Origin of the sequence: Nocardiopsis listeri, from assembly GCF_020741345.1 — a bacterium.
Classification (GTDB): domain Bacteria; phylum Actinomycetota; class Actinomycetes; order Streptosporangiales; family Streptosporangiaceae; genus Nocardiopsis; species Nocardiopsis listeri_A.
Map to the genome: position 1 here is coordinate 1 of NZ_DYZD01000159.1, position 21,456 is coordinate 21,456.

General features: G+C 69.8%; 18 protein-coding genes and 1 pseudogene. 10 read left to right on the plus strand and 9 right to left on the minus strand.

Annotation, left to right across the window (positions count from 1 at the left end; genetic code table 11):
• Positions 1-1,154: pseudogene (locus K8V84_RS08975) on the minus strand (S9 family peptidase); the annotation flags it as partial.
• Between the two features lie 201 nt (positions 1,155-1,355).
• Between K8V84_RS08975 and K8V84_RS08980 the strand changes: the two are divergent.
• Entirely contained in the window at positions 1,356-1,853 is a 498-nt protein-coding gene (locus K8V84_RS08980; RefSeq protein ID WP_304072909.1) for a TspO/MBR family protein, read from the plus strand.
• A 103-nt stretch (positions 1,854-1,956) separates the two neighbouring features.
• Here K8V84_RS08980 and K8V84_RS08985 read toward each other — a convergent pair whose 3' ends face one another.
• Complete coding sequence (locus K8V84_RS08985; protein ID WP_304072912.1) at positions 1,957-3,177, minus strand: ABC transporter ATP-binding protein; 1,221 nt, start codon at positions 3,175-3,177, stop codon at positions 1,957-1,959.
• A gap of 610 nt (positions 3,178-3,787) precedes the next feature.
• Here K8V84_RS08985 and lnt point away from each other — a divergent pair.
• Together lnt and K8V84_RS08995 are read left to right on the plus strand one after the other, a co-directional pair.
• On the plus strand, positions 3,788-5,431 hold the full coding sequence (gene lnt, locus K8V84_RS08990) for an apolipoprotein N-acyltransferase (protein WP_304072914.1): 1,644 nt from the start codon (positions 3,788-3,790) through the stop codon (positions 5,429-5,431).
• A 116-nt stretch (positions 5,432-5,547) separates the two neighbouring features.
• On the plus strand, positions 5,548-6,105 hold the full coding sequence (locus K8V84_RS08995; protein ID WP_304072917.1) for an FxsA family protein: 558 nt from the start codon (positions 5,548-5,550) through the stop codon (positions 6,103-6,105).
• A gap of 374 nt (positions 6,106-6,479) precedes the next feature.
• Here the strand turns inward: K8V84_RS08995 and K8V84_RS09000 are convergent, their stop codons facing one another.
• Complete coding sequence (locus K8V84_RS09000) at positions 6,480-6,959, minus strand: nucleoside deaminase (protein WP_304072920.1); 480 nt, start codon at positions 6,957-6,959, stop codon at positions 6,480-6,482.
• A gap of 221 nt (positions 6,960-7,180) precedes the next feature.
• Here K8V84_RS09000 and K8V84_RS09005 point away from each other — a divergent pair, with 221 nt between their 5' ends.
• The gene (locus K8V84_RS09005; RefSeq protein WP_304072922.1) at positions 7,181-7,330 is read left to right on the plus strand and encodes a hypothetical protein; all 150 of its coding nucleotides are present in this window, start codon (positions 7,181-7,183) and stop codon (positions 7,328-7,330) included.
• 44 nt (positions 7,331-7,374) lie between these two features.
• Here the strand turns inward: K8V84_RS09005 and K8V84_RS09010 are convergent, their stop codons facing one another.
• Positions 7,375-7,947, minus strand: a complete 573-nt coding sequence (locus K8V84_RS09010; protein ID WP_304072925.1) for an NUDIX hydrolase — start codon at positions 7,945-7,947, stop codon at positions 7,375-7,377.
• A 145-nt stretch (positions 7,948-8,092) separates the two neighbouring features.
• Positions 8,093-10,654, minus strand: a complete 2,562-nt coding sequence (locus K8V84_RS09015; RefSeq protein WP_304072928.1) for an HAD-IC family P-type ATPase — start codon at positions 10,652-10,654, stop codon at positions 8,093-8,095.
• Between the two features lie 275 nt (positions 10,655-10,929).
• Here K8V84_RS09015 and K8V84_RS09020 point away from each other — a divergent pair, with 275 nt between their 5' ends.
• Positions 10,930-11,760, plus strand: a complete 831-nt coding sequence (locus tag K8V84_RS09020; protein WP_304072930.1) for an NRDE family protein — start codon at positions 10,930-10,932, stop codon at positions 11,758-11,760.
• 43 nt (positions 11,761-11,803) lie between these two features.
• Here K8V84_RS09020 and K8V84_RS09025 read toward each other — a convergent pair whose 3' ends face one another.
• Positions 11,804-11,929 carry a hypothetical protein gene (locus K8V84_RS09025; RefSeq protein ID WP_304072932.1) on the minus strand — a complete coding sequence of 42 codons (126 nt, stop codon included), beginning with the start codon at positions 11,927-11,929 and terminating at the stop codon, positions 11,804-11,806.
• A gap of 229 nt (positions 11,930-12,158) precedes the next feature.
• Here K8V84_RS09025 and K8V84_RS09030 point away from each other — a divergent pair, with 229 nt between their 5' ends.
• The 3 genes from K8V84_RS09030 (at position 12,159) to mshC (ending at position 14,136) form a co-directional block, all read left to right on the plus strand.
• Positions 12,159-12,470, plus strand: coding sequence for a hypothetical protein (locus K8V84_RS09030; RefSeq protein WP_304072934.1), 312 nt, complete (start codon positions 12,159-12,161; stop codon positions 12,468-12,470).
• Positions 12,471-12,622: 152 nt separating this feature from the next.
• Entirely contained in the window at positions 12,623-12,814 is a 192-nt protein-coding gene (locus K8V84_RS09035; RefSeq protein WP_304072937.1) for a hypothetical protein, read from the plus strand.
• Positions 12,815-12,912: 98 nt separating this feature from the next.
• The gene (gene mshC, locus K8V84_RS09040; RefSeq protein ID WP_304072939.1) at positions 12,913-14,136 is read left to right on the plus strand and encodes a cysteine--1-D-myo-inosityl 2-amino-2-deoxy-alpha-D-glucopyranoside ligase; all 1,224 of its coding nucleotides are present in this window, start codon (positions 12,913-12,915) and stop codon (positions 14,134-14,136) included.
• A gap of 59 nt (positions 14,137-14,195) precedes the next feature.
• On the opposite strand, the gene K8V84_RS09045 is transcribed toward mshC, so the two are convergent.
• The gene (locus tag K8V84_RS09045) at positions 14,196-14,735 is read right to left on the minus strand and encodes a nitroreductase family deazaflavin-dependent oxidoreductase (RefSeq protein WP_304072942.1); all 540 of its coding nucleotides are present in this window, start codon (positions 14,733-14,735) and stop codon (positions 14,196-14,198) included.
• A 191-nt stretch (positions 14,736-14,926) separates the two neighbouring features.
• On the opposite strand from K8V84_RS09045, the gene K8V84_RS09050 reads away from it, so the two are divergent.
• Positions 14,927-15,352: an ABATE domain-containing protein gene (locus K8V84_RS09050; RefSeq protein WP_304072945.1), complete on the plus strand. Its 426-nt coding sequence runs from the start codon at positions 14,927-14,929 to the stop codon at positions 15,350-15,352.
• Positions 15,353-15,370: 18 nt separating this feature from the next.
• Here the strand turns inward: K8V84_RS09050 and K8V84_RS09055 are convergent, their stop codons facing one another.
• Both K8V84_RS09055 and K8V84_RS09060 read right to left on the minus strand, forming a co-directional pair.
• The gene (locus K8V84_RS09055; RefSeq protein WP_304072948.1) at positions 15,371-16,522 is read right to left on the minus strand and encodes a glycosyltransferase family 4 protein; all 1,152 of its coding nucleotides are present in this window, start codon (positions 16,520-16,522) and stop codon (positions 15,371-15,373) included.
• A 277-nt stretch (positions 16,523-16,799) separates the two neighbouring features.
• A complete protein-coding gene (locus tag K8V84_RS09060; RefSeq protein ID WP_304072951.1) occupies positions 16,800-17,639 on the minus strand; it encodes a PAC2 family protein in 840 nt (279 codons plus the stop codon).
• Between the two features lie 282 nt (positions 17,640-17,921).
• Between K8V84_RS09060 and metH the strand changes: the two genes are divergently transcribed.
• Positions 17,922-21,395, plus strand: coding sequence for a methionine synthase (metH, locus tag K8V84_RS09065; RefSeq protein ID WP_304072953.1), 3,474 nt, complete (start codon positions 17,922-17,924; stop codon positions 21,393-21,395).
• The last annotated feature ends 61 nt before the right edge of the window (positions 21,396-21,456 follow it).

Genomic DNA, 21,456 nt, shown 5'->3' on the forward strand with positions numbered 1-21,456 from the left:
GTGGACACCATGCCCTCCCCGGGGGGCTCCACCCGGTACCGCAGCGCTCCGGAGTCGGCGTCGTGCACGGTGACCTCGCTGATCCCCAACCGGGTGCGCACCACCAGCACGGCCGGGGGCGCGCCGTCGACGCCCTGCCGGGGGCAGAACGCGTCCAGGGTCGCACCGGGGTCCTCGGCGATCACCTCGTGCCAGTGCTCGGGTTCGGGACGCTCCGGGTCGGCCACGCAGACACGGCGCCTGGGAGCGTCCAGGGTGGTGCGCAGGTACAGCAGCCCTTCGGGTCCCGAACGCACCTCGGTCTCGGCCTCGTGGCCCACCTGGAGGGGCCGTAGGTCGGGTCGGCGCGGGGATCCGACGGTCAGGTCGGCCAACCACAGGTCGGTGCGGTGCCCGGTCCCATGGCTCTCGGTCACCAGCAGCCAACGCCCGTCCAGTACCTTCACCCCGGGTACGGTCCCCGGGCCGGTGCAGGCGTGGACCAAAGTCTCGGCGCCGTCGCTCACCCGGCGCAGCCACACCCCGCGTACCCCCTGGGCACCGTCGCGGCGGACGTAGTAGAAGGAGCGCTCGTCCGCCGGTAGCCACGCCACGTGCGAGTAGCGCACGCGGGGCACGACCGGGCCCACAGGGGTGCCGTCGGCCACCCGGATCACGCGCAGCCTGCCGTGCTCCACCCCTCCGGTGGAGGTCTGCAGGGCGACCAACGCGCCGTCGGGGCTGGGCTCCCAGGCGTCCAGGGTGGTGCGTCCGGTGGGGTCCTCCGTGCAGGGGTCGTAGACGGTGCGCGGGGCGACGACGGGGGAATGATCGGACGTTTCGCCGGTCGGCTCGGGCAGGACCACCAGCCTCGGGTGCTCGCCGCCGGACGGACGTAGCGTGGCGAACACCGCCCCGGGCCGGTGCGTCGGGGTGCTCCACAGGTCGGTGGCGACCAGCTCCCGGATCCGGTCGGCCAGGCGTTCGCGCAGAGGCCAGCCCGCGGCCTCGCGTTCGTACTCGCGGGCGCGTTCCTCCAACCAACGGAGCGTTTCCGGGCTCTCCGCCGACTCCAACCACCGGTAGGGGTCGGGGACGGGACGACCGTGCAGGGTGTCCACGACCGACGCCGGATCGGGGGCGAGGGCGGCTCCGGGGGTTCGGTTACGCACCATCACATGTTTCAAGCGGGCCGACACAACGGTCAAGCAACAGATACCTGGCTCCCGGGTGGTCGGATTGTCACCCAAGAGGAAGGTTTGTCGTCGGGGCCTGCCCGAACCGACCCTCCAAGGAGCGGCCGAGTGGGTAGGACTCTGGAGAAGTTCCCTGCAGAATGATCGAGGAAGTCCGCCCCCCGCTTCGGGAAGGAACCCATGGAGCGCAGGACCGAGTCGGAACCCACCACCATCGGAAGCGTGGTGGGAGCCGTCTGTTTCGCCGCCGCAGTGCTGGCCACCGCACTGGTCGGAGGCACGGCCGCCGCCGGATCCGGTGACGTCTACGCCGCCCTGGAGCTCCCGGCCTGGGCTCCACCCGCATGGTTGTTCGGCCCGGTGTGGACCGCGCTCTACATCGTGATCGCCGTCGCGGGCTGGTTGGTGTGGCGGGCCGCCGGCGCCGACGGCTCGGCGCTCTTCCTCACCCTGTACGCGGTCCAACTGCTACTGAACGCCGCCTGGACACCACTGTTCTTCGGGTTCGGGCTGGTCGGCCTGGCACTGGTCGACATCTCGATGCTCGCGGTGGTGGTGGCCCTGACCACCTGGGCGGCCCGACGGCACAGTCGGGTGGCGATGTGGCTGTTCGTCCCGTACCTGGTGTGGGTCCTGTTCGCCACCGCCCTCACCTTGGCGATCCGGCTGCTGAACTAACGGGTGGAAGCGGGTGCGGCCGGAGCCCCGGGGGATCGGGGCGCCGGCCGCGCACTCGTGTCTTCGGCGCCGGCGGGCGTGTCGCTCACCGGCCCGGACGGTCTCAGGCGTTGTCGGGGTGCCCGATGGCCAGGCCGCTGACCTCGTCGAAGAAGTGCAGCTGGCTGACGTCGACCGACAGGCTGATGGTGCTGCCCGGCTTGACGTTGCTGCGCGGGCTCACCCGGGCGGTGAACTGTGAACGGTTGTCGCCCAGGGGCAGGGCGGCCTCGGCGCTCTCCTCGTCGTCACCGGCGGCGTCCTTGGCCAGGGCGGCGGCGTCCTCGTGGCGCACCGGAGGGGCGTCGATACCGAAGATGACGTTGATCTCGGTGCCCAGCTCCTCGGTGACCTCCGCGGTGACCTCCAGACGCGGGGCGTCGTTGCCGTCGAACTCGGCGTCGGCGAAGTCGGAGGGGCGGATGCCAAGGATCAGCGACCGGCCCAGGTAGTCCTTCAGGCCCGGACGCGCTTCCAGGATCGAGTCGGGAACGGGCAGCTTGTGGTCGGCGAAGGCCAGCACGGCGCTGTCACCGTCGCGCTTGAACTCGGCGTTGACGAAGTTCATCGAGGGGGAGCCGATGAAGCCGGCCACGAACAGGTTGACGGGGGAGTCGAACAGGCGCTTGGGGGTGTCGACCTGCTGGAGTCGGCCATCGCGCAGCACCGCGACCCGGTCGCCGAGGGTCATCGCCTCGACCTGGTCGTGGGTGACGTACACGGTGGTGACGCCGAGGCGCTCGTGGAGCTGGTTGAGGGAGGCGCGCATCTGCACGCGCAGCTTCGCGTCCAGGTTGGACAGCGGCTCGTCCATGAGGAAGGCGCGCGGCTCGCGCACGATGGCGCGGCCCATGGCCACTCGCTGGCGCTGACCACCGGACAGGGCGCCCGGCTTGCGCTTGAGGTAGGGCTCCAGGCCGAGCATCTCGGCGGCGTCGGTGACGCGGCGGGTGATCTCGGACTTGGCGACCTTGCGCAGCTTCAGACCGAAGGCGAGGTTCTGCTCGACGGTCATGTGCGGGTAGAGCGCGTAGTTCTGGAAGACCATCGCGATGTCGCGGTCCTTCGGCGGGCGGTCGTTGACGATCTCGTCGCCGATGACCAGCGTGCCCGCGGAGATCTCCTCCAGACCGGCGATCATGCGCAGCGCGGTGGACTTACCGCAGCCGGAAGGGCCGACGAGCACCATGAACTCGCCGTCCTCGATCCGAAGGTTCAGGTCGTCGACGGCCTTGACGTCGCCGCCGTAGATCTTGTCGATGCCCTCGAGGACGATCTCCGCCATGGCACTCTCCTGCTCGGTGTGGCATATCCAATGGTGGAGGGATCACGTGGCCGTTGACCCCCCGCGCCGACCTGATGTTCGAAGTTGATCGAAGCGGGTCGTTTCGCTGATCACATCAGACAGGATGCTGATCGAAATGTCCATAGGAGGCGTTATTTCGATCCGATTGCGGTCATGCACAAACCATCGGTGGTCGGCTGGCGTGTCGGCCCCAGGTGCGTTAGCCTGTCCGACGGTTCATCACTGATTCCCTCTCCCGTCACTCGAAACGGCGACCACGACACGGTCGCCAGATTGAGACAACAGGTCGGGGACTCTGGGTAACCTAACGACCAGTCCAGCACTGGACGGACCGGTTGTGCGGCCCCCGCTCGTCCGATTGGACGCTGCACCACGCGCCAGGTGCGGTTGGGATCGGGTGAGGGGCGGTGTACCGCGACCGGGCGGGGGGTTGGACCCGGAAAAGGCCCGAACATCCAGTAGACAACGGTCTTCCGAGCTCGCCGCCGACGGGACGGAGCCGGTCCGAAGGGTGGCTCGGGCCTTTTCCGCGTCCCCCCAATATGCTGACCGCAGACCCTCAACGGCCAGCGGAAAGCGAGCACCCCACGTGGTTGCCGAGCACATGGGATCGGGCACCGCCCGGACCCCCGACAGATCCTCACCGGACGCCACGGCTCCGGAGACGAGGGCGGAGGCGACCACATGGTCCCCCCTGTCCCCGGGGCACCGGTGGGGTCGTCTCGACCCGCTCTGGCGGGCCCTGGCCGCGGTGGGTTCCGGTCTGGCCCAACTCCTGGCGCTCGCTCCCTACGGTCTGTGGTGGCTCGGACCGCTCAGCGCCGCCCTGCTCCTGCTCGCCGTCGGTGGCACGCGACCCCGTCGCGCGGCCTGGCTGGGTCTTTTGGCCGGAGCCACGCTCATGGTCCCGCTGGTGAGATGGCAGGACATCTTCGGAGTCGACGTGTGGCTGGCCATCGCCGGCGCCGAGACCGTCTACTTCCTCCCGATGGCCATGGGCCTGGCCGTCGTCACCCGCCTGCCCTACTGGCCGCTGTGGACCGCTGCCCTGTGGGTGGCCCAGGAGGCGGTCCGGGCACGCTGGCCCCTCGGCGGCTTCCCCTGGGGCAAACTCGCCTTCGCCCAGCCCGACACCCCCTTCGTCGGCTACGCGGCCCTGGGCTCCTCGCCCCTGGTGACCTTCGCCGTCGCCCTCACCGGCGCCATGCTGGTGTGGACCGTCCTGCGCGCCGTGGCGGCCCGTGGTCGCGCCCGTATCGTGCTGCCCGCCGTGGGGCTGGCCACGGGCGCAGCGATCGTCCTGGGCGGTCTGGTGGCCCCCGCGATCGGTCGTCCCGCCCCCGCCGACACCGTCACCGTCGGAATGGTCCAGGGCAACGTGCCCAACGTCGGTGAGATGTCCATCCTGGGTGAGCGCATGCAGGTGCTGCGCAACCACGCCGACGGCGTCCACGAACTCGCCGACGCCGTCCGAGCCGGGGAACATCCCCAACCCGACCTGGTCGTGCTGCCGGAGAACGCCAGCGACATCGACCCCTTCCGCGACCCGGAGGCCGAAGAAATCATCGACGCGGCCGCCTCCGACATCGGCGCCCCCCTGCTGTGGGGCATGAGCCGCTTCAACGACGACGGCACCCGCTACGTGCAGAGCGTGGTGTGGGACGAGGAGACCGGGCCGGGCGAGCACTACGACAAGCGCTACCTCGTCCCCTTCGGCGAGTACGTCCCCTACCGTGATTTCTTCACACGGTTCGTCGCCCGGCTGGATCAGGTGAGCTCCGACGCCGTCCCAGGTACCGAACCCGGCGCCCTGGACATCGGCGGCACGACCCTGGCCGTGGGGATCTGCTTCGACGTGGCCTTCGACCCGCCCGTGCGCGAGTCCGTGGCCGCGGGCGGCCGGATCATCGTGATCCCCACCAACAACGCCAACTACAACTTCACCGGCCAGTCCGACCAGCAGCTGGACATCACCCGGTTGCGGGCCGTCGAACACGGCCGAAACGCCGTGGTCGTCTCCACCAGCGGGATCAGCGCCGTGGTCGCGCCGGACGGCACCGTGGACTACCGCTCCCCGGAGGCCGAACCCGACGTCCACGTCGCCGAACTCACCGCCATGGACGGGCCCACCGTCGCCACCCGCGTCGGCGCGCTGCCCGAGGCGCTCATCTCCGCCCTGGGCCTGGGCGCCGTCATCGCCGCCGCGGTGATCGCCCGCCGCGCCCGGTCCTGAACGTCCCTCGTCGATGAGAACCCCCCCGATCCGGGGAACCATTCATCCCGTGGAGACGTTCTTCCGGGCAGGGAGACCGACGATCTCCGGACCACGACCCTGAGGATGGTTTCGCGATGCCGCTGCTGACGGTGCTGGCGTTGATGGCACTGCCGTTCGTGGAAGTCTGGCTGATGATCGTCGTCGGTGGCTGGATCGGCGTCCCGTGGACCCTGGCCGCGTTGGTCTCGCTGATGATCCTGGGGGTGGCCGTGCTGCGCCGCACCGGACGCGCCTTCCGCGAGGTCGTGCAACAGGCCGACGAGGCCATGCGCACCGGCGAGCAGCCACGTAAGGGCCTGCTCGACCCGCTCATGCTCATGGCCGGTGGGATCCTGCTGGTCATCCCGGGCTTCCTCACCGCCGCCGCGGGCGTCCTGATGGTCACCCCGATCACCCGCCCGGCGCTGCGCTGGGCGTTCGCGGGCTGGGCCCAGCGCCGGATGGCGAAGATGCAGGAACGGGTGGAGGAGGAGTTCACCGCCCGAGGCGTCAACGTGCCCGGCCAGGACGGCCCCTTCGGTCCCGGTTTCACCCCGGGCGGCCCCTCGGCAGAGCCCGGCCCGAGCACCGATCGCCCGGCCCGGGGCGGGCGCGTCATCCAGGGCCGGTTCGAACCCGACGACGAGACCTGAGCCCGTCCCACAGGCCACCGGGGCCCGCCGCGGAACCTTCCACGGCGGGCCCCGTCACGTCGTTCTTCGCCCTTCCAAGGCACCGGACCGAATCGGGAACGGGGAGCCTCCCCGAAGAGACCACGACAGGGAGGAACCCACGATCATGAGCACCCCGAGCCGGTGGGCACGTTCTTCGACCGGGTCGACACCCATGGCCAAGGGGCCTTGGACCTGTTCGCCGACGACGCCGTGGTCGAAGACCGGCGCTCCGACCACGCCAACGGCCCCAGCGCGTTCACCTTCGAGGTGGACGGGCGGCACCATCACCGGCACGACCGTCCGCGAAGGCTGATCACCCGACCCGGAACGGGCGCCCTTCGTCTCGATCCGGGTCAGACCCGGCCGTGGAAGCGGGCGTGCAGTGCGCGGACCCGGTCGGCGAGGGACTCCACGGGGCCGTCCACGGGCACGCCCGGGGCGACCTCGCTCACCGGCAGTGGGCGTACGGGACCGGTGGGCAGGGCCCACCCCGTCAGCCACCCCGTCAACTGGTCGGACGAACTCGCGTACACGATCCGGCCCAGTCCCACCCAGGCGTGCGCGGCCGAACACATCGGGCAGTGTTCCCCGGAGGTGTACACCGTCGCCGACGCGCGCTCCTCGGGTGCCAGGTTCTGTGCCGCCCACCGGGCGATCGCGAACTCCGGGTGTCGCGTGTGGTCGCCACCGGCGACGTGGTTGTGGTCCTCGAACAACACCTCGCCCGCGGCCGACACCAGGACCGAACCGAAGGGTTCGTCGCCCTTGTCCAGCGCCTCGGCGGCCAGTTCCACCGCGCGCTCCAGATATCGCAGATCGCTCTCGTTCACCATGTAAGCCCCCGGAAAAACCTCGTTGTCGGCGGGTCCCGCGCGAAGCCACGTTGCTCGCATGGACGTCAGCATCCGACCGTACAGCTCCGAAGACCGCGAAGCCGTCGTGGCCCTCTCCTTGAGGGCCTGGGAGCCCGTCCACTCCTCCTTGGCCCGCGTCCTGGGGGGAGACGCTCCACGGCAGGCTCGTCGGGGACCGGCGCGCGACCCAGAGCCGGGACGTGCGGGCCGACCTGGACGCCGAGGAGGTCGGTGTGCGGGTGGCCGTGGTCGAGACCGGCGGTGACCCCGGGCACGCGCCGGCGCGTGCCACCTACGCCAAGGCCGGCTTCACCTCACTGCCCATCGTCCGTTACTTCAAGGACCTCTGAGCACGGCCGGCGGCCACCCGTGGGCGGCCGCCCGGGCCTTGGGATCAGACTCCGACGGTCGCGCGGTCGGTGGCCAGGGCCTGAGAGATCTTCGCCGCCAGACGGGCCGAGGGCACGTCGGTGTGCGGACGCCAGGCCAGGTCGCCGAAGGCGCCCGAACCGGCCGGGATCGTCGCGGCCGTCGCCCGGTACAGGTACAGGAAGGTGAGGTCCTGGTGCTCGGAGCCGTCCGAGGCACGGCGATTGCGTACCGGGCCAAGGCCCAGGTCGAGCGGCAGGTCGCCGGAGGCCTCCTCCACCTGCCCGGCGACCGGACCCGTCGCCTCGCTCAACCGGGCCCGCGCGGCCTCGCGCAGGCACTCGTCGGTCTCGACGACGGGGCCGCCCGGCAACATCCACGAACCGCGGCCCTCGTCCCGCACCATCAGCACCCGCCAGCACGGGTCCAGGACCACGGCTCCCGTGGTCACGTGTGCGAAACCGAGCCCTTCGGGTGAGACAGGCCCATGGCCCTCGGCCAGGGCCCGGACCAGGGGAGCGGCCGTGTCGGCCTCCTTGGGGAAGCGCTCCAGGTAGTCGGCCAGCACGGCGCGGATATGCGTGTTCGGGATGCTCAAAGTCGCTCCAGTCCTTGCATGCACAGGGCGTGACCAGCATCTCCGCTGGAGAAGTGGCTGAACAGTTCCCACGCTGATCGAAGGCCAGGTGGGGGAGGTGAAAAGGGCCCGCGACCGTCCGGTCGCGGGCCCTCGAAGGCGTGGCTCAGCCGGTCGCGGTGCGCTCGCGGGCCGTCTCGTCCTCCGCGGCGGCCCTCGCTTCGGCCGCCGCCTGCGACCTGGCCGTCAACCGATCGTCCACCACCCGGATCACCGTGATCGCCGCGATCGCCGCCCCGGCCACTGCCAACCCGGTGAGGACCTTGGTCGGGTCGCTCACGTCCAGGTCGAAGAACCACCGACCCAACGGCGTCACCATGGCCAACGTCAACAGCCCCACCATGGAGCCGACCAGGACCACCTTCCACCACACGTAGGGCTTGGCCACCAACAGCAGTACCCACAGCGTCGTCGCGCACAGCGTGATCACCACGGCGGTGCGGTCGGAGGGGTCGGGCACCGTGCGCTCGCCCAGCACCAACAGGTACGTGGTCACCGCCGCGACCCCCGCCACCAGCCCCGATGGGATCGCCAGGCGCAGCGTGCGCAGCACGAACCCCGGACGGACGATGTCGGTGTTGGGCGCCAACGCCAGGAAGAACGAGGGGATACCGAACGTCACCGCGTTGATCAGGGTGGCGTGCCGGGGGAAGAAGGGGTAGGCGACCGCCAACAGACCCACGACGATCGCCAAGGTCATCGTGTACACGGTCTTGGTCAGGAACAGGCTCGCCACCCGTTCGATGTTGCCGATCACCCGACGACCCTCGGCCACCACCTTCGGCAGCACCGCGAATCGATCGTCCAACAACACCAACTGGGCGACCGAACGCGAGGCCGGGCTGCCCGCGCCCATCGCCACCCCGATGTCGGCCTCCTTCAGCGCGAGCACGTCGTTGACGCCGTCACCGGTCATGGCCACCGTGTGTCCTCGCTCGCGCAGTCCGCGCACCATGTCCCGCTTGCGTTCGGGGCTCACGCGACCGAACGACGAAGCGGCCTCCACCTCGCGCGCGAGCGTCTCGGGGTCCTCCGGCAGTTCCCGCGCGTCCACCGGCCGGTCGGCCCCGGGAAGGGAGAGCTCACGGCCCACGGCTCCCACCGATGCGGCGTGGTCGCCCGAGACGATCTTGACGTCCACGCCCTGGTCGGCGAAGTAGTCCAGGGTCGGACCGGCGTCCTCGCGCACCCGCTGGTCCAGGACGACCAAGGCCACCGGACGAACGGTGCCGGGAGCGAGGGGGTCATCGACCCTCACCGACGTCCGGGCCAGCAACAACACCCGAAGCCCCTGGGCGCCCAACCTGGCCGCCTCGGCCGTGGCGGGGGAGTCCGCCGGGGCCAGGACGTCGGCCGCGCCCAGCACCCAGTGCTGCTCCCCGTCGGGGGTGAGCAGGCTCGCGCCGCTCCACTTGCGCGCGGAGGAGAACGGGACCAGCGCCGTCACCTTCCACCCCGGGGCCGGTCGCCCCTGGGCGGTGAGGCCCTCGGTGATCGCGGCCATGCTGGGGTTGGGATCGGGGTCGGTGTTCGCCAACGCCGCCAACACCAGGGTGGGGGTGGAACCGGAGCCGCCGATGGCTCCGGGGTCGGCGCCGCCCAGGTCACGGATCTCGGCCAGCTTCATCCCGACCTCGGTGAGAGTGCCGGTCTTGTCGGTGCACACCACGTCGACGCGGGCCAGACCCTCGATCGCCGGTAGTTCCTGCACCAGGCACCGGTGCCGACCCAACCGGATCACACCGACCGCGAACGCGATGCTGGTGAGCAGGATGAGCCCCTCGGGGATCATGGACACCAAAGCCGCCACCATGCTGCGCAGGGCGTCGGCCAGAGGCCCGGAGAGTCCACCGCTGACCGGTTCGGAGTCCAGCGTGACGTGGCCGCCCATGAAGAGCTGGCTGTAGATCAGCAGGGCGCCGATCGGGAACAGCGCGAAGGTGATCCAGCGCAGGATCAGGTCGATTCCCGAACGCAGTTCCGAGTGCACCAGGGAGAACCGACTCGCCTCCTCGGCCAGACGCACCGCGTAGGCGTGGCGTCCCACCTTGGTCGCCCGGAACCGGCCCGTGCCCGCCACCACGAAGCTGCCCGACATCACGCTGTCGCCCGGCTGCTTGAAAACGGGGTCGGCCTCACCGGTCAACAGCGACTCGTCGACCTCCAGCCCGCCGGTCCAGGTCACCTCGCCGTCCACGACGATCTGGTCACCGACACCCACCTCCAGGACCTCGTCGAGGACGATCTCCTGGGTGGCCACACGGACGGTAGCCCCCTCGCGGACCACTCGGGGCCGGGCGGCGTTGACGATGGCGAGTTCGTCCAGGGTCCGCTTGGCCCGCAGCTCCTGGACGATACCGATGAACGTGTTGATCACGATGACCATGGCGAACAGGCCGTCCTGGACGGGGCCGATCACCGCGATGATGGAGAACAGGACCGCGATCATCGCGTTGATGCGGGTGAAGACGTTGCCGCGGATGATCTGGCCGACACTTCGGCCGGCCCGGACCGGTACGTCGTTGGTCCGCCCGGTGGCCACACGTTCGGCGACCTCCCGCAGGGAGAGCCCCGACTCCGGAGGCGGTCCCGTCAGGCCCCGAGAGGGACCCGGGTCGGTCGCCGTGGAGGCCGGACCCCGGTCGTTCGGCTCTGCTTCTTCGGGCACGGGTGGCTCCTGGTCGGGCAAGGAAGTACGAAGGAACCGCGACGGAGTCGTCTGAAGGGGCATCCCCCGTCCCACCGGTCCCTGTATCAACGAGAACAAGCGTAGAACGACCCAGAGTAGAAGAGTCCCGGTGGGAAAGCGCTAAAGTCGGCCACCCGATCCGAAGGAGGGCACGCCCCACCCGGATCAGGGGGTGAGCACCACCGGAGCCGTGAGGAACCACCACCGTGGGCTTGCAGGGCCGGTCCTGCAAGCCGACGACGTCAGGGGGATGGATGTGCACCGTCATCGTCGGGTTCGACCCGGACGCCACCACGCCACTGGTCGTGGCCGCGTTGCGGGACGAGATGCGATCCCGCCCCTGGGAGGGGCCCGCCCACCACTGGCCCGAGCGTCCAACGCTGATCGGTGGCCGTGACCGGCTCGCCGGTGGGACCTGGCTGGCCGTCGACCCCACCGGACCACGGACGGCGGCGCTGCTCAACGGATGGCCCTGGGACGGCCGCATGCCCTGGGAGGGCGCCTACCCGGCGAGCCGAGGCGACCTGCCGTTGCACACGCTCGCGCGCCACGCGCGCGACCCCAGGGGCGGCCGGGACCCGTTGGAGGGGGAGGACCCCACCCGATACGCGCCCTTCCACCTGTTGGACGCCGACGCGCGTCGCGCCACGCTGTACAGCTGGGACGGACGCTGTCTGGACACCCGCTCGTTGCCCACGGGTGTGACCACCCTCGTCAACACGGGGCTGGACCCGGCCGACCCGCGCGCCGCCCGGCACACGCCCGAGTTCGCTCGGACCCGCCCCGATCCGGACCTGGCCGCCCCCGACGCCCCCGTTGCGGACAACGACGAGGAGGCCGTCCGGCGGATCTGGGGGCGGTGGCCGGAGTTGATCACCGAGGCCGCCCACGCGAAGCCGCGGACGCCGGGTGTGGGGCCGGACCAGGGCGACCCCTCGGGGCTCGTCGCCCATGCAGACCTGGGCGACGGCCAGGTGTGGGGGACCGGGTCGGTCACCCTGCTGGCCTTGGCCCGGGACGGGGTGCGTTACGCCTTCACCGACGCTCCGGAGCGCCCGGAGTCCTGGCGGATGGTTCCGACCTGACATCGGGCGTCCGCGGCGCGGGCCCCCTCGAAGCTCCAACCGGTCAGACGACCAGGAAGAACCCCGTCGCCGTGACGGTCACCGTCACGAAGGCGACGATCGCGAGGAGGGCGTTGGACCGGAAACGCTTGTCGTCGCCGGTCTTGAAGGGGGTGAAAGTGTCTTCCATGGCCGCATTATGTCCTATTCCAAGACGGCCGGTCACGTCCTGTCGCAGAGCCACGGGGGAGGCTTCACGGGCCCGTGGTGGTCGACTGACCACGGGGCGTCATGCCCGGGTCGGGGGCGGGAGAATCCTTCTCGCAGAAGTTTTCCGAAAGCGCGTCATAGGCGAGGTGCGGGAGAGTCTCATCTGAGACAGCAGTCAACGACGATCATTTCTCGAGGAACAAGCCATGATGAGCGCCCGCCCCGTTTCCACTTCCGCCCTGCGTCCCATGGGCGAGCCCGCCGAACTGGTGGGACAGTGGGTCCGGGTGTACGACGACGGCACCGTCGGCCTGCTCCTGGCCGCCGACAACACCTTCTGGAGCATGCGCACCCCCACCGGGATCCGCTCCGGGACGGGACGTCTGGCCGCCGAGCCGGTGACCGAGCGGCCTCAGGCCAAGTCCGTCCGTCGGCGGCTGCGCGCGATGATGGACGACCCCGGGTTCCCGGCCTCGGAGGACCTCGACCTCCTCGACCTGCAGTTGGCCGCCCACCCCTGAGCCCTGCTCCTTCCCCGGCCGCCGGGCGCGGGCGGCCGGGGACTGTGAGTCATCGCCTAAAGCACGCGTAAACCGCCAGTGTGGACGAGGCGTCTCTCTGTGTGACGGACCGGACGGTCGTCGCGGCGCGAGCCGACAGGTGGGGGGTGTCCATGACCGATCGTAGTGGTCACTATCTGGAGTCGGGCGCGTACTGGTTGCTGTACGTCGTCTCCGTCAGCGGAGCGCTGCTGCACTGGCGCTCAGGGAACGAGATCCTCGCCGCGCTCTGCGGTGCCATCGCCGTTCTCAGCGCACTCCTCATCGGTCGCGGGTCCTTCCCCTTCGCCGCCCAGCAGCGGTGAGCGCCGAGGTATTCCCACGCGATCTGCGGTCATCATCACCCGGGGACCCACCCGATATGCGTGCGTTCGTCGACTGGACGTGCGGATAGTCTGCCCTCATGCGTTCATGGTCTGCGCCTGAAATCGTCCCCCTGCCGGGCACCGGCGGCCCCCTGCGTATCCGCGACACCGCGACCGGACGGATACGGACGACCACACCGGGTCCCACCGCGGGCGTATACGCCTGCGGGATCACCCCCTACGACGCCGCCCATCTGGGTCACGCGTTCACGTACCTGACCTTCGACCTGGTCAACCGGGTCTGGCGGGACGCCGGACACGACGTGAACTACGTCCAGAACACCACCGACATCGACGACCCGCTCCTGGAACGCGCCGAGGCCACCGGGGTGGACTGGCAGGATCTCGCCCACCGCGAGATCGACGTATTCCGCGAGGACATGGCGGCTTTGTCGATCATCCCGCCGACCTCCTATGTCGGTGTGGTGGAGTCGGTCGACCTCATCAGCGAACTCGCCGTACGCATCCGGGAGACCGGTGCCGCCTACGAGATCGATGGTGACCTGTACTTCTCCGTGGCCAAGGCGCCCGAGTTCGGCGAGATCGGCAACCTGGACCGCGCGGAGATGCTGGAGCTGTTCGGGCAGCGCGGCGGCGACCCCCGGCGCTCGGGCAAGAAGGATCCGCTCGACTGGTTGCTGTGGAAGGCCGAGCGCCCCGGAGAGCCCGCCTGGGACAGCCCGCTGGGCCGTGGCCGACCCGGCTGGCACATCGAGTGCAGCGCCATCGCCCTGGACCGGCTGGGCCCGGGCTTCGACATCAACGGTGGCGGCAACGACCTGATCTTCCCGCACCACGAGATGGGCGCGGCCGAGACCCGCTGCGTCACCGGTGGCCCCAACGCCCACAACCACCTGCACGTGGGCATGGTCGGCCTGAACGGCGAGAAGATGTCCAAGTCGCTGGGCAACCTCGTGTTCGTCTCCAAGCTGCGGCGGCAGGGTGTGGACCCGGCCGTCATCCGCCTGGCCATGCTCGGCCACCATTACCGCGACGCGTGGGAGTGGACCGACGCCGAACTGCCCGCCGCCACCGAACGCGCCGAGCACTGGAGGGCCGCGTTCGCCCTGGGCGCGGGTCCCGACGCCGCCCCCGTGCTCGCCGCAGTGCGCGCCGCCCTGGCCGAGGACCTGGACTCCCCGACGGCACTGGCGGCGGTGGACACCTGGGCCACCGCCGCGTTGAGCGGGGCGGGCACCGACACCGGCGCCCCCGCCTTGGCCCGCGCCACCGTCGACACCCTCCTGGGCGTCAAGCTCTGATCCGGTCCGTGCCCGCCCCATCGTGGCGGGCACGGAGAACCGGGGCGGTCAACGGTCGCTCAGGGCGTGGAGTGATCGGGAAAACGCGGCCCCGGCGGCTGTTCGGGCAGCAACCGCACCACCGGGACCCCCTGGTGGGGGTCTGCGCCGAGCCGTTCGTACACGTGCGGGTCCCCGTCGACGTCGTGTCCCAGTGCCCGCATGAGCGCCCCGACCGCCTCGGGATGCTTCTGGGCCTGGTGGGCCAGGACCCGTCCCGACTCCCGTGGTGGCAGTGGAACCGCGGTGCCGCGCCGGCGCTCCCGCCCCACCTGGAACAACACCCGTGGTTCGCGCACGATGTTGCGGAACCACTGAGCGCGGTCCCCGAACCCCGAGGCCACCAGGATCGCCCCGGTGACGGAGTTGGTGCCCAGGACCTCCAACACCGCCTGCCGAGGTCGTCCCGTGGTGCGGCCCCGGTGGGTGAGCAGGACGAAACGGCCGCCCATCAGGCCGCTCAGCCCGAGCCGGTACAACCAGATCGGGGTGCGCAGCACGGCCCGCCCCATCGGGGTGTCGGGCGGTGACTGCTCGTGCGCCGGTAGCGGACCGGTCATGGTGCCTCCTGGGCCGGGGTCGGAACGGCCCGATGGTAGTGAGGCGGGGTCGTTGTGGCACGGGTGCCACGCCGGCGTCCGGACCGGGCGCCCGTTATGCGGGGACCGATGCGGATTCGTCGTGTCCACCTGTGGCCACGACCCGGCCGAAACACCCCCAAAGGTCGCCCCCGCGTGATGGGATGTCGCGCATGACCACGACCACGACCAACACCCCCACGCGGCCCAGCGCCGCGGCGGAACTCATCGCGGACTTCGTCTCCACCGAAGGTCGCCTCAGCGACCGGGCCGACCTCGCCGCGTTCCTGCGCGAACACCGCCTGGTCACCGAAGGCGCCATCCCCATCACCCTCGCGGACCTGGACGAGGCCCTCACCCTGCGCGACGGCGTCCGCGCCCTCTTGGACCGTGACACCGACCCCGACCCCGAGACGCTGGCCCGGGCCCAGAAGGTCCTGGACGGGCTGCGCGTCACCGTGCGCCTCGAACCCTCCGAACACGCCGAGTCCCCGCTGGCCCCGGCCGTGGTCGACGAGGTCCGCCGCGGTCTGGCCCGCATCGCCGGGGCCTGGGCCGCGGTCCTGGCCGGCGGGGAATGGCGCCGTTTGCGCCTTTAGGGGCGCCTTCGGGGTCCCTCAGGAACGGTGGTGTTCGAAGAACTCCTCCCACCGGGGGATGATGTCCTCCAGCTGGTAGCGAGAGGAGGCCTCCAGGGCGCGGGCGCCCATACGGTGGCGCTCCTCTCGGTCCTCCACCAGACGAAGCAGTGACCGTCCCAGCGCCTCGGTGTCCTGCGGTGGCACGAGCAGCCCCGTGCGTTCGTGCTCGATGATCTCACCGGGGCCGTGCGGGCAGTCGAAGCTCACCACCGGTAGCCCGACGGAGAAGGCCTCGACGATGGTCATCCCGAAGCCCTCCACCTTGGAGCTGACCCCGAGGATGGAGGCCTTGGACAGCTCCGAGGTCAGGTCGCGGGTCTGGCCCATGAGCTTGACGTTGTCCTGGACGCCGTGCTCGCGCACGGCCTCCTCGATCTTGGCCGCCCTGTCCCCGCTGCCGTAGATGCGCAGGCTCCACTCGGGGTGCTCGGCGACCACCTGACTGAACGCCTCGACCAGCTTCGGGTACTGCTTGACCGGGGACAGTCGCCCCGCGGCCGCTATCACCGGTTCGTCCAGGGTCGACGGGGTCGGCTCGCCCGGATCCACGGCGTTGGGGATCACGGTGAGGAAGTCACCGTCTCGACGCAGCAACCGACGGTAGGCGTCCCGGTCGGTCTCGGTGAGCACGCTCAACCCGTCCAGGTTCCGGTAGTGCCGCTCGATCGCCTTGACCAGGTCCGGTTTGTGCTCGTTCAGGTTCAGGTGTTCCTGCCCGATGAGGCACAGACGTTTGGGAGCCCAGGCCGCCAACAGCAGGTTGATGCCGGGACGGGTGCCGATCACCACGTCCGCGTCGGTGGTGCGCAGGTAACGGTGCAGGCCGGAGACGGCCTCAGGGCTGAAGTTCTGGTTGCGCTTCAGCTCGGACTCGGGCACGACCGAACTCACCCGTCGGGTCCAGCGTCGACGGGCGAAGGCGCCGAGGGTCGGTTCCTCGGTGGTGTGATCGTGCAAAGGCCACAGGCGCACCCCGTCGGGCAGCTTGAAGAAAGGCGCCTTGCGCCTGCGGGCCAGACTGACGATCTCGACCTCGTGCCGCTCGGAAAGCCCGCGGGCGAGGTTGTACACGGTCCGTACCGTGCCGCCCATGGCATAGCCGTTGGCGATGACGAAGGCGATTTTCATCTGTGTTGTACCCCCCGTTCCCTCCCCGCGCGGAAGGAAGGGATGATCGGTCCGGCCAACCGGAGGCGTCGCCGTCGGGGCAGGGCGGATGTGGAGACGTCCCGTCGTTCCCCCCGGCGCAACGGGTACCCCACTCGCGTCACCTCCGGTCCGCGAGCCGTGTTCTCGGAACTTATCGCCCGAGGGCTAAAGTACGCGTAACGGCGAGGTCGGGTCCGGCGTGTCGTCGCTCACCGGTCGAGTCCCCGGTCCTCCGCCGCACGCGAGCCCCCCGGGGTCAGTCGTCGTCGTGGCGGCGCAGGTAACGCTCGAACGCCTGGGCGATGGCGTCACCGGAGGCCTCGGGAAGCTCCACGGTGTCCTTGGCCTCCTCCAGGCCGCGCACATAGGCGGCGATGTCCTCGTCCTCGGCGGTGAGGTCGTCGACCCCGGCCTCCCACTTGACCGACTCCTCCGGCAGCTCGCCGAGCGGTACCTGGGCCCCGGTGAACTCCTGCACCCAGCCCAGCAACGCCAAGGTCGCCTTCGGGCACGGGGGTTGGGCCACGTAGTGGGGAATGGCCGACCACAGCGACACCGTCTCGATGCCGGCGGCGCTGAACCCCTCGTGCACCACACCGACGATTCCGGTGGGCCCGGAGTAGGTGGAGGCCTCCATGCCATGGCGCTCGCCCAGCTGCTGTGGGGAGGACATGCCCGTCACCGGGACGGGGCGGGTGTGCGGGGCGTCCGCCAGCAAAGAACCCAGTAGCACGGCGCGCCGCACGCCCAGTTCACGGGCGATCGCCAACAGGTCGGCGGCATAGGAACGCCAGCGGACGTTGGGTTCGGGGCCGCTCACCAGGACCACGTCGCGGTACGAGCCGGGCGGGCGGACCACGCTCACCCTGGTGGTGGGCCACTCGACCTCGCTCAGCCGCCCGTCGACCACGGACATGCGCGGTCGGGTGACCTGGAAGTCGTAGTAATCGTCCGGAGCCAGGGCGCACAGTTCACTGGCGTCCCACTGCTCGGACAGGTGTTCCACGGCGAGGCTCGCCGCCTCGCCGGCGTCGTTCCACCCTTCGAACGCCGCCACCATCACAGGCTCGACGAGCTCTCGGTCGAGCTGGATCATGCACGGCCCCTTCCTGAACGCGGACGCATCCCACTCTATGGGGTGGCGCCAGGCTCGGGAAACCGTTCCCCGGGCTCCACCGGACCGGCCGACCCGACGGACTTTGGGACACCCGTCTCACGTGGCGAAACAGTCGATGGGGTAGCCTCGGCACCAGCGGCCGACGAGGACACCGATGTTGCGGACCGCTTCCACCGTCGTGCGTCGTGGTTCCTGCCGGTGCCGTTCGTCACGAGCGACTCACCAGGGTTCCACGATGCCCCGAGATTAGAGTTGCCGATTATGAGAGATCGACGGACATTCCGTGAAGCACTGTCCCAGCGCGTGGTCGTTGCGGACGGGGCGATGGGCACCATGTTGCAGGCGCACGATCTCGACCTCGACCAGTTCGAGGGGCACGAGGGTTGTAATGACATCCTCAACTTCACCCGGCCTGACATCATCCGGGAGACCCACGCCGCCTTCTTCGAGGTCGGGTCCGACTGCGTCGAGACCAACACCTTCTCCGCCAACTTCGGTGGCCTGATCGAGTACGGGATCCAGGACCGTACCTACGAGGTCGCCGAAGCGGGTGCCCGTATCGCCCGTGAGACCGCCGACGAGTACTCCACCGCCGACCAACCCCGCTACGTACTGGGCTCCGTCGGCCCCGGAACGCGGCTGCCGACCCTGGGCCACAACCCCTACGCGCTGCTGCGCGACTACTACGAGCAGGCCGGGCGCGGACTCATCGACGGTGGCGCGGACGCCATCCTCATCGAGACCTGCCAGGACCTGCTACAGGTCAAGGCCGCGGTGGTGGGCGCCAAGCGGGCCCGCAAGGCACTGGGCAAGGACATCCCGATCATCGCCCAGGTCAGCATCGAGACCAGCGGCACCATGCTCATGGGTTCGGAGATCGGTGCCGCGCTGACCTCACTGGAACCGTTGGGCATCGACGTCATCGGGCTCAACTGCTCCACCGGCCCGGTCGAGATGAGCGAGCACCTGCGCTACCTGTCGCACCACTCCTCCATCCCCATCTCCTGCATGCCCAACGCCGGTCTGCCGGAGCTGGGACCCAACGGGGCGGTCTACAACCTCTCCCCGGAGGAGCTCACCGACGCACACGACACCTTCACCTCCGAGTTCGGGCTGAGCCTGGTCGGCGGCTGCTGTGGAACCACCCCCGAGCACCTGCGCCAGGTCGTGGAACGGGTCCAGGGACGCGGTATCAAGAACCGCAAGCCCCTGGTGGAGCCCTCGGTCTCCTCGCTCTACCAGAGCGTGCCCTTCCGCCAGGACGCCAGTTACCTGGCCGTGGGCGAGCGCACCAACGCCAACGGCTCCAAGAAGTTCCGCGAGGCCATGCTGGACGAGCGGTGGGACGACTGCGTGGAGATGGCCCGCGACCAGATCCGCGACGGCGCCCACATCCTCGACCTCAACATCGACTACGTGGGCCGCGACGGTGTCGCCGACATGCGTGAGCTGGCCACCCGCTTCGCCACCGCCTCCACCCTGCCGATCATGCTCGACTCCACCGAACCGCCGGTTCTGGAGGCCGGACTGGAGGCGATGGGCGGTCGCGCGGTCATCAACTCCGTCAACTACGAGGACGGCGAGGGACCCGGAAGCCGCTTCGACCGCATCATGAAGCTGGCCTCCGAGCACGGCGCCGCCGTGGTCGGCCTGTGCATCGACGAGAACGGCCAGGCCCGCACCGCCGAACACAAGGTGCGGGTGGCCACCCGCCTCATCGAACAGCTCACCGGAGAGTGGGGGATGCGCACCGGTGACATCGTCATCGACTGCCTCACCTTCCCCATCACCACCGGGCAGGAGGAGACCCGCAGGGACGGGATCGAGACCCTCGAAGCGATTCGTGAGCTCAAGCGTCTTTACCCGGAGGTGCAGACCACCCTGGGCCTGTCCAACCTGTCCTTCGGCGTCAACCCGGCCGCCCGCATCGTGCTGAACTCGGCGTTCCTGCACGAGGCGGTTCAGGTGGGACTGGACTCGGCGATCGTGCACGCCTCCAAGATCGTGCCGATCAACCAGATCCCAGAGGACCAGCTCAAGGTCGCCCTCGACATGATCTACGACCGGCGTGAGGGCGACTACGACCCACTGGGGACCTTCATCGACATGTTCACCGGGGTGGACGCCCAGTCCATGAAGGCCTCCCGCGCCGAGGAGCTGGCCTCGCTGCCGTTGTGGGAGCGCCTGGAGCGTCGCATCATCGACGGCGAGCTCACCGGCATCGAGGCCGACCTGGACGAGGCGTTGGCCGAGCGCCCGGCCCTGGCCATCGTCAACGACACCCTCCTCTCGGGCATGAAGACCGTCGGTGAGCTGTTCGGCTCCGGCCAGATGCAGCTGCCGTTCGTCCTCAAGTCCGCCGAGGTCATGAAGTCGGCCGTGGCCTACCTCGAACCGCACATGGAGAAGACCGACGACGACGGCAAGGGCCGCATCGTGCTCGCGACCGTCAAGGGCGACGTCCACGACATCGGCAAGAACCTCGTCGACATCATCCTGTCCAACAACGGCTACGAGGTGGTCAACCTCGGTATCAAGCAGCCGGTGTCGGCGATCCTGGAGGCCGCCGAGGAGAAGCGGGCCGACGTCATCGGGATGTCGGGTCTGCTCGTGAAGTCCACGGTGGTCATGAAGGAGAACCTGGAGGAGATGAACTCCCGGGGGATGTCGGCGAACTTCCCCGTGTTGTTGGGCGGCGCGGCGCTCACCCGCTCCTACGTGGAACAGGACCTGGCCGAGATGTTCGGCGGCGAGGTCCGCTACGCCAAGGACGCCTTCGAGGGTCTGCGTCTGATGGACACCATCATGGCGGTCAAGCGCGGGGAGGAGGGCGCCAAGCTGCCCGAACTGCGTCAGCGCAGGGTCAAGCGGGGCGCCACCCTCAAGGTCACCGAGCCCGAGGACATGCCGGCCCGAAGCGACGTGTCCACCACCAACAGGGTGCCCACGCCGCCGTTCTGGGGCGACCGCATCAGCAAGGGCATCCCGCTGGCCGACTACGCCTCCTTCCTCGACGAGCGCGCCACGTTCATGGGGCAGTGGGGGCTGAAGGCCTCCCGCGGCGGCAACGGTCCCACCTATGAGGAACTGGTGGAGACCGAGGGGCGTCCACGCATGCGGATGTGGCTGGACCGCATCCAGACCGAGGGCCTGCTGGAGGCCGCGGTCGTACACGGGCACTATCCTTGCTACAGCGAGGGTGATGACCTGGTCGTGCTCGACGAGGACGGGGTCACCGAACGCACCCGCTTCACGTTCCCCCGCCAACGCCGTGACCGGCACCTGTGCCTGTCGGACTTCTTCCGACCCAAGGAATCGGGAGAGTTGGACGTGGTCTCCTTCCAGGTGGTGACGGTCGGAGCGGCGATCAGCCGGGCCACCGCGGAGTTGTTCCAGAAGAACGCCTACCGCGACTATCTGGAGTTGCACGGCCTGTCCGTACAGCTGACCGAGGCACTGGCCGAGTACTGGCACACCCGGGTCCGAGCGGAGCTGGGCTTCGCGGGGGAGGACCCGGCCGAGCTGGACGCCTTCTTCAAGCTCGGTTACCGGGGCGCCCGATTCTCCCTGGGTTACGGGGCCTGCCCCGACCTGGAGGACCGCGCCAAGATCACGAAGCTGCTGGCGCCGGAGCGGGTGGGGGTGACGTTGTCCGAGGAGTACCAGCTTGTTCCCGAACAGGCCACCGACGCGATCGTCATCCATCACCCCGAGGCGACATACTTCAACGTCTGACCGGTCCAGGTGAGGCCCCACCGGCGTTCCGGCGCCGGCGGGGCCTTCGCCCATGTCGGGT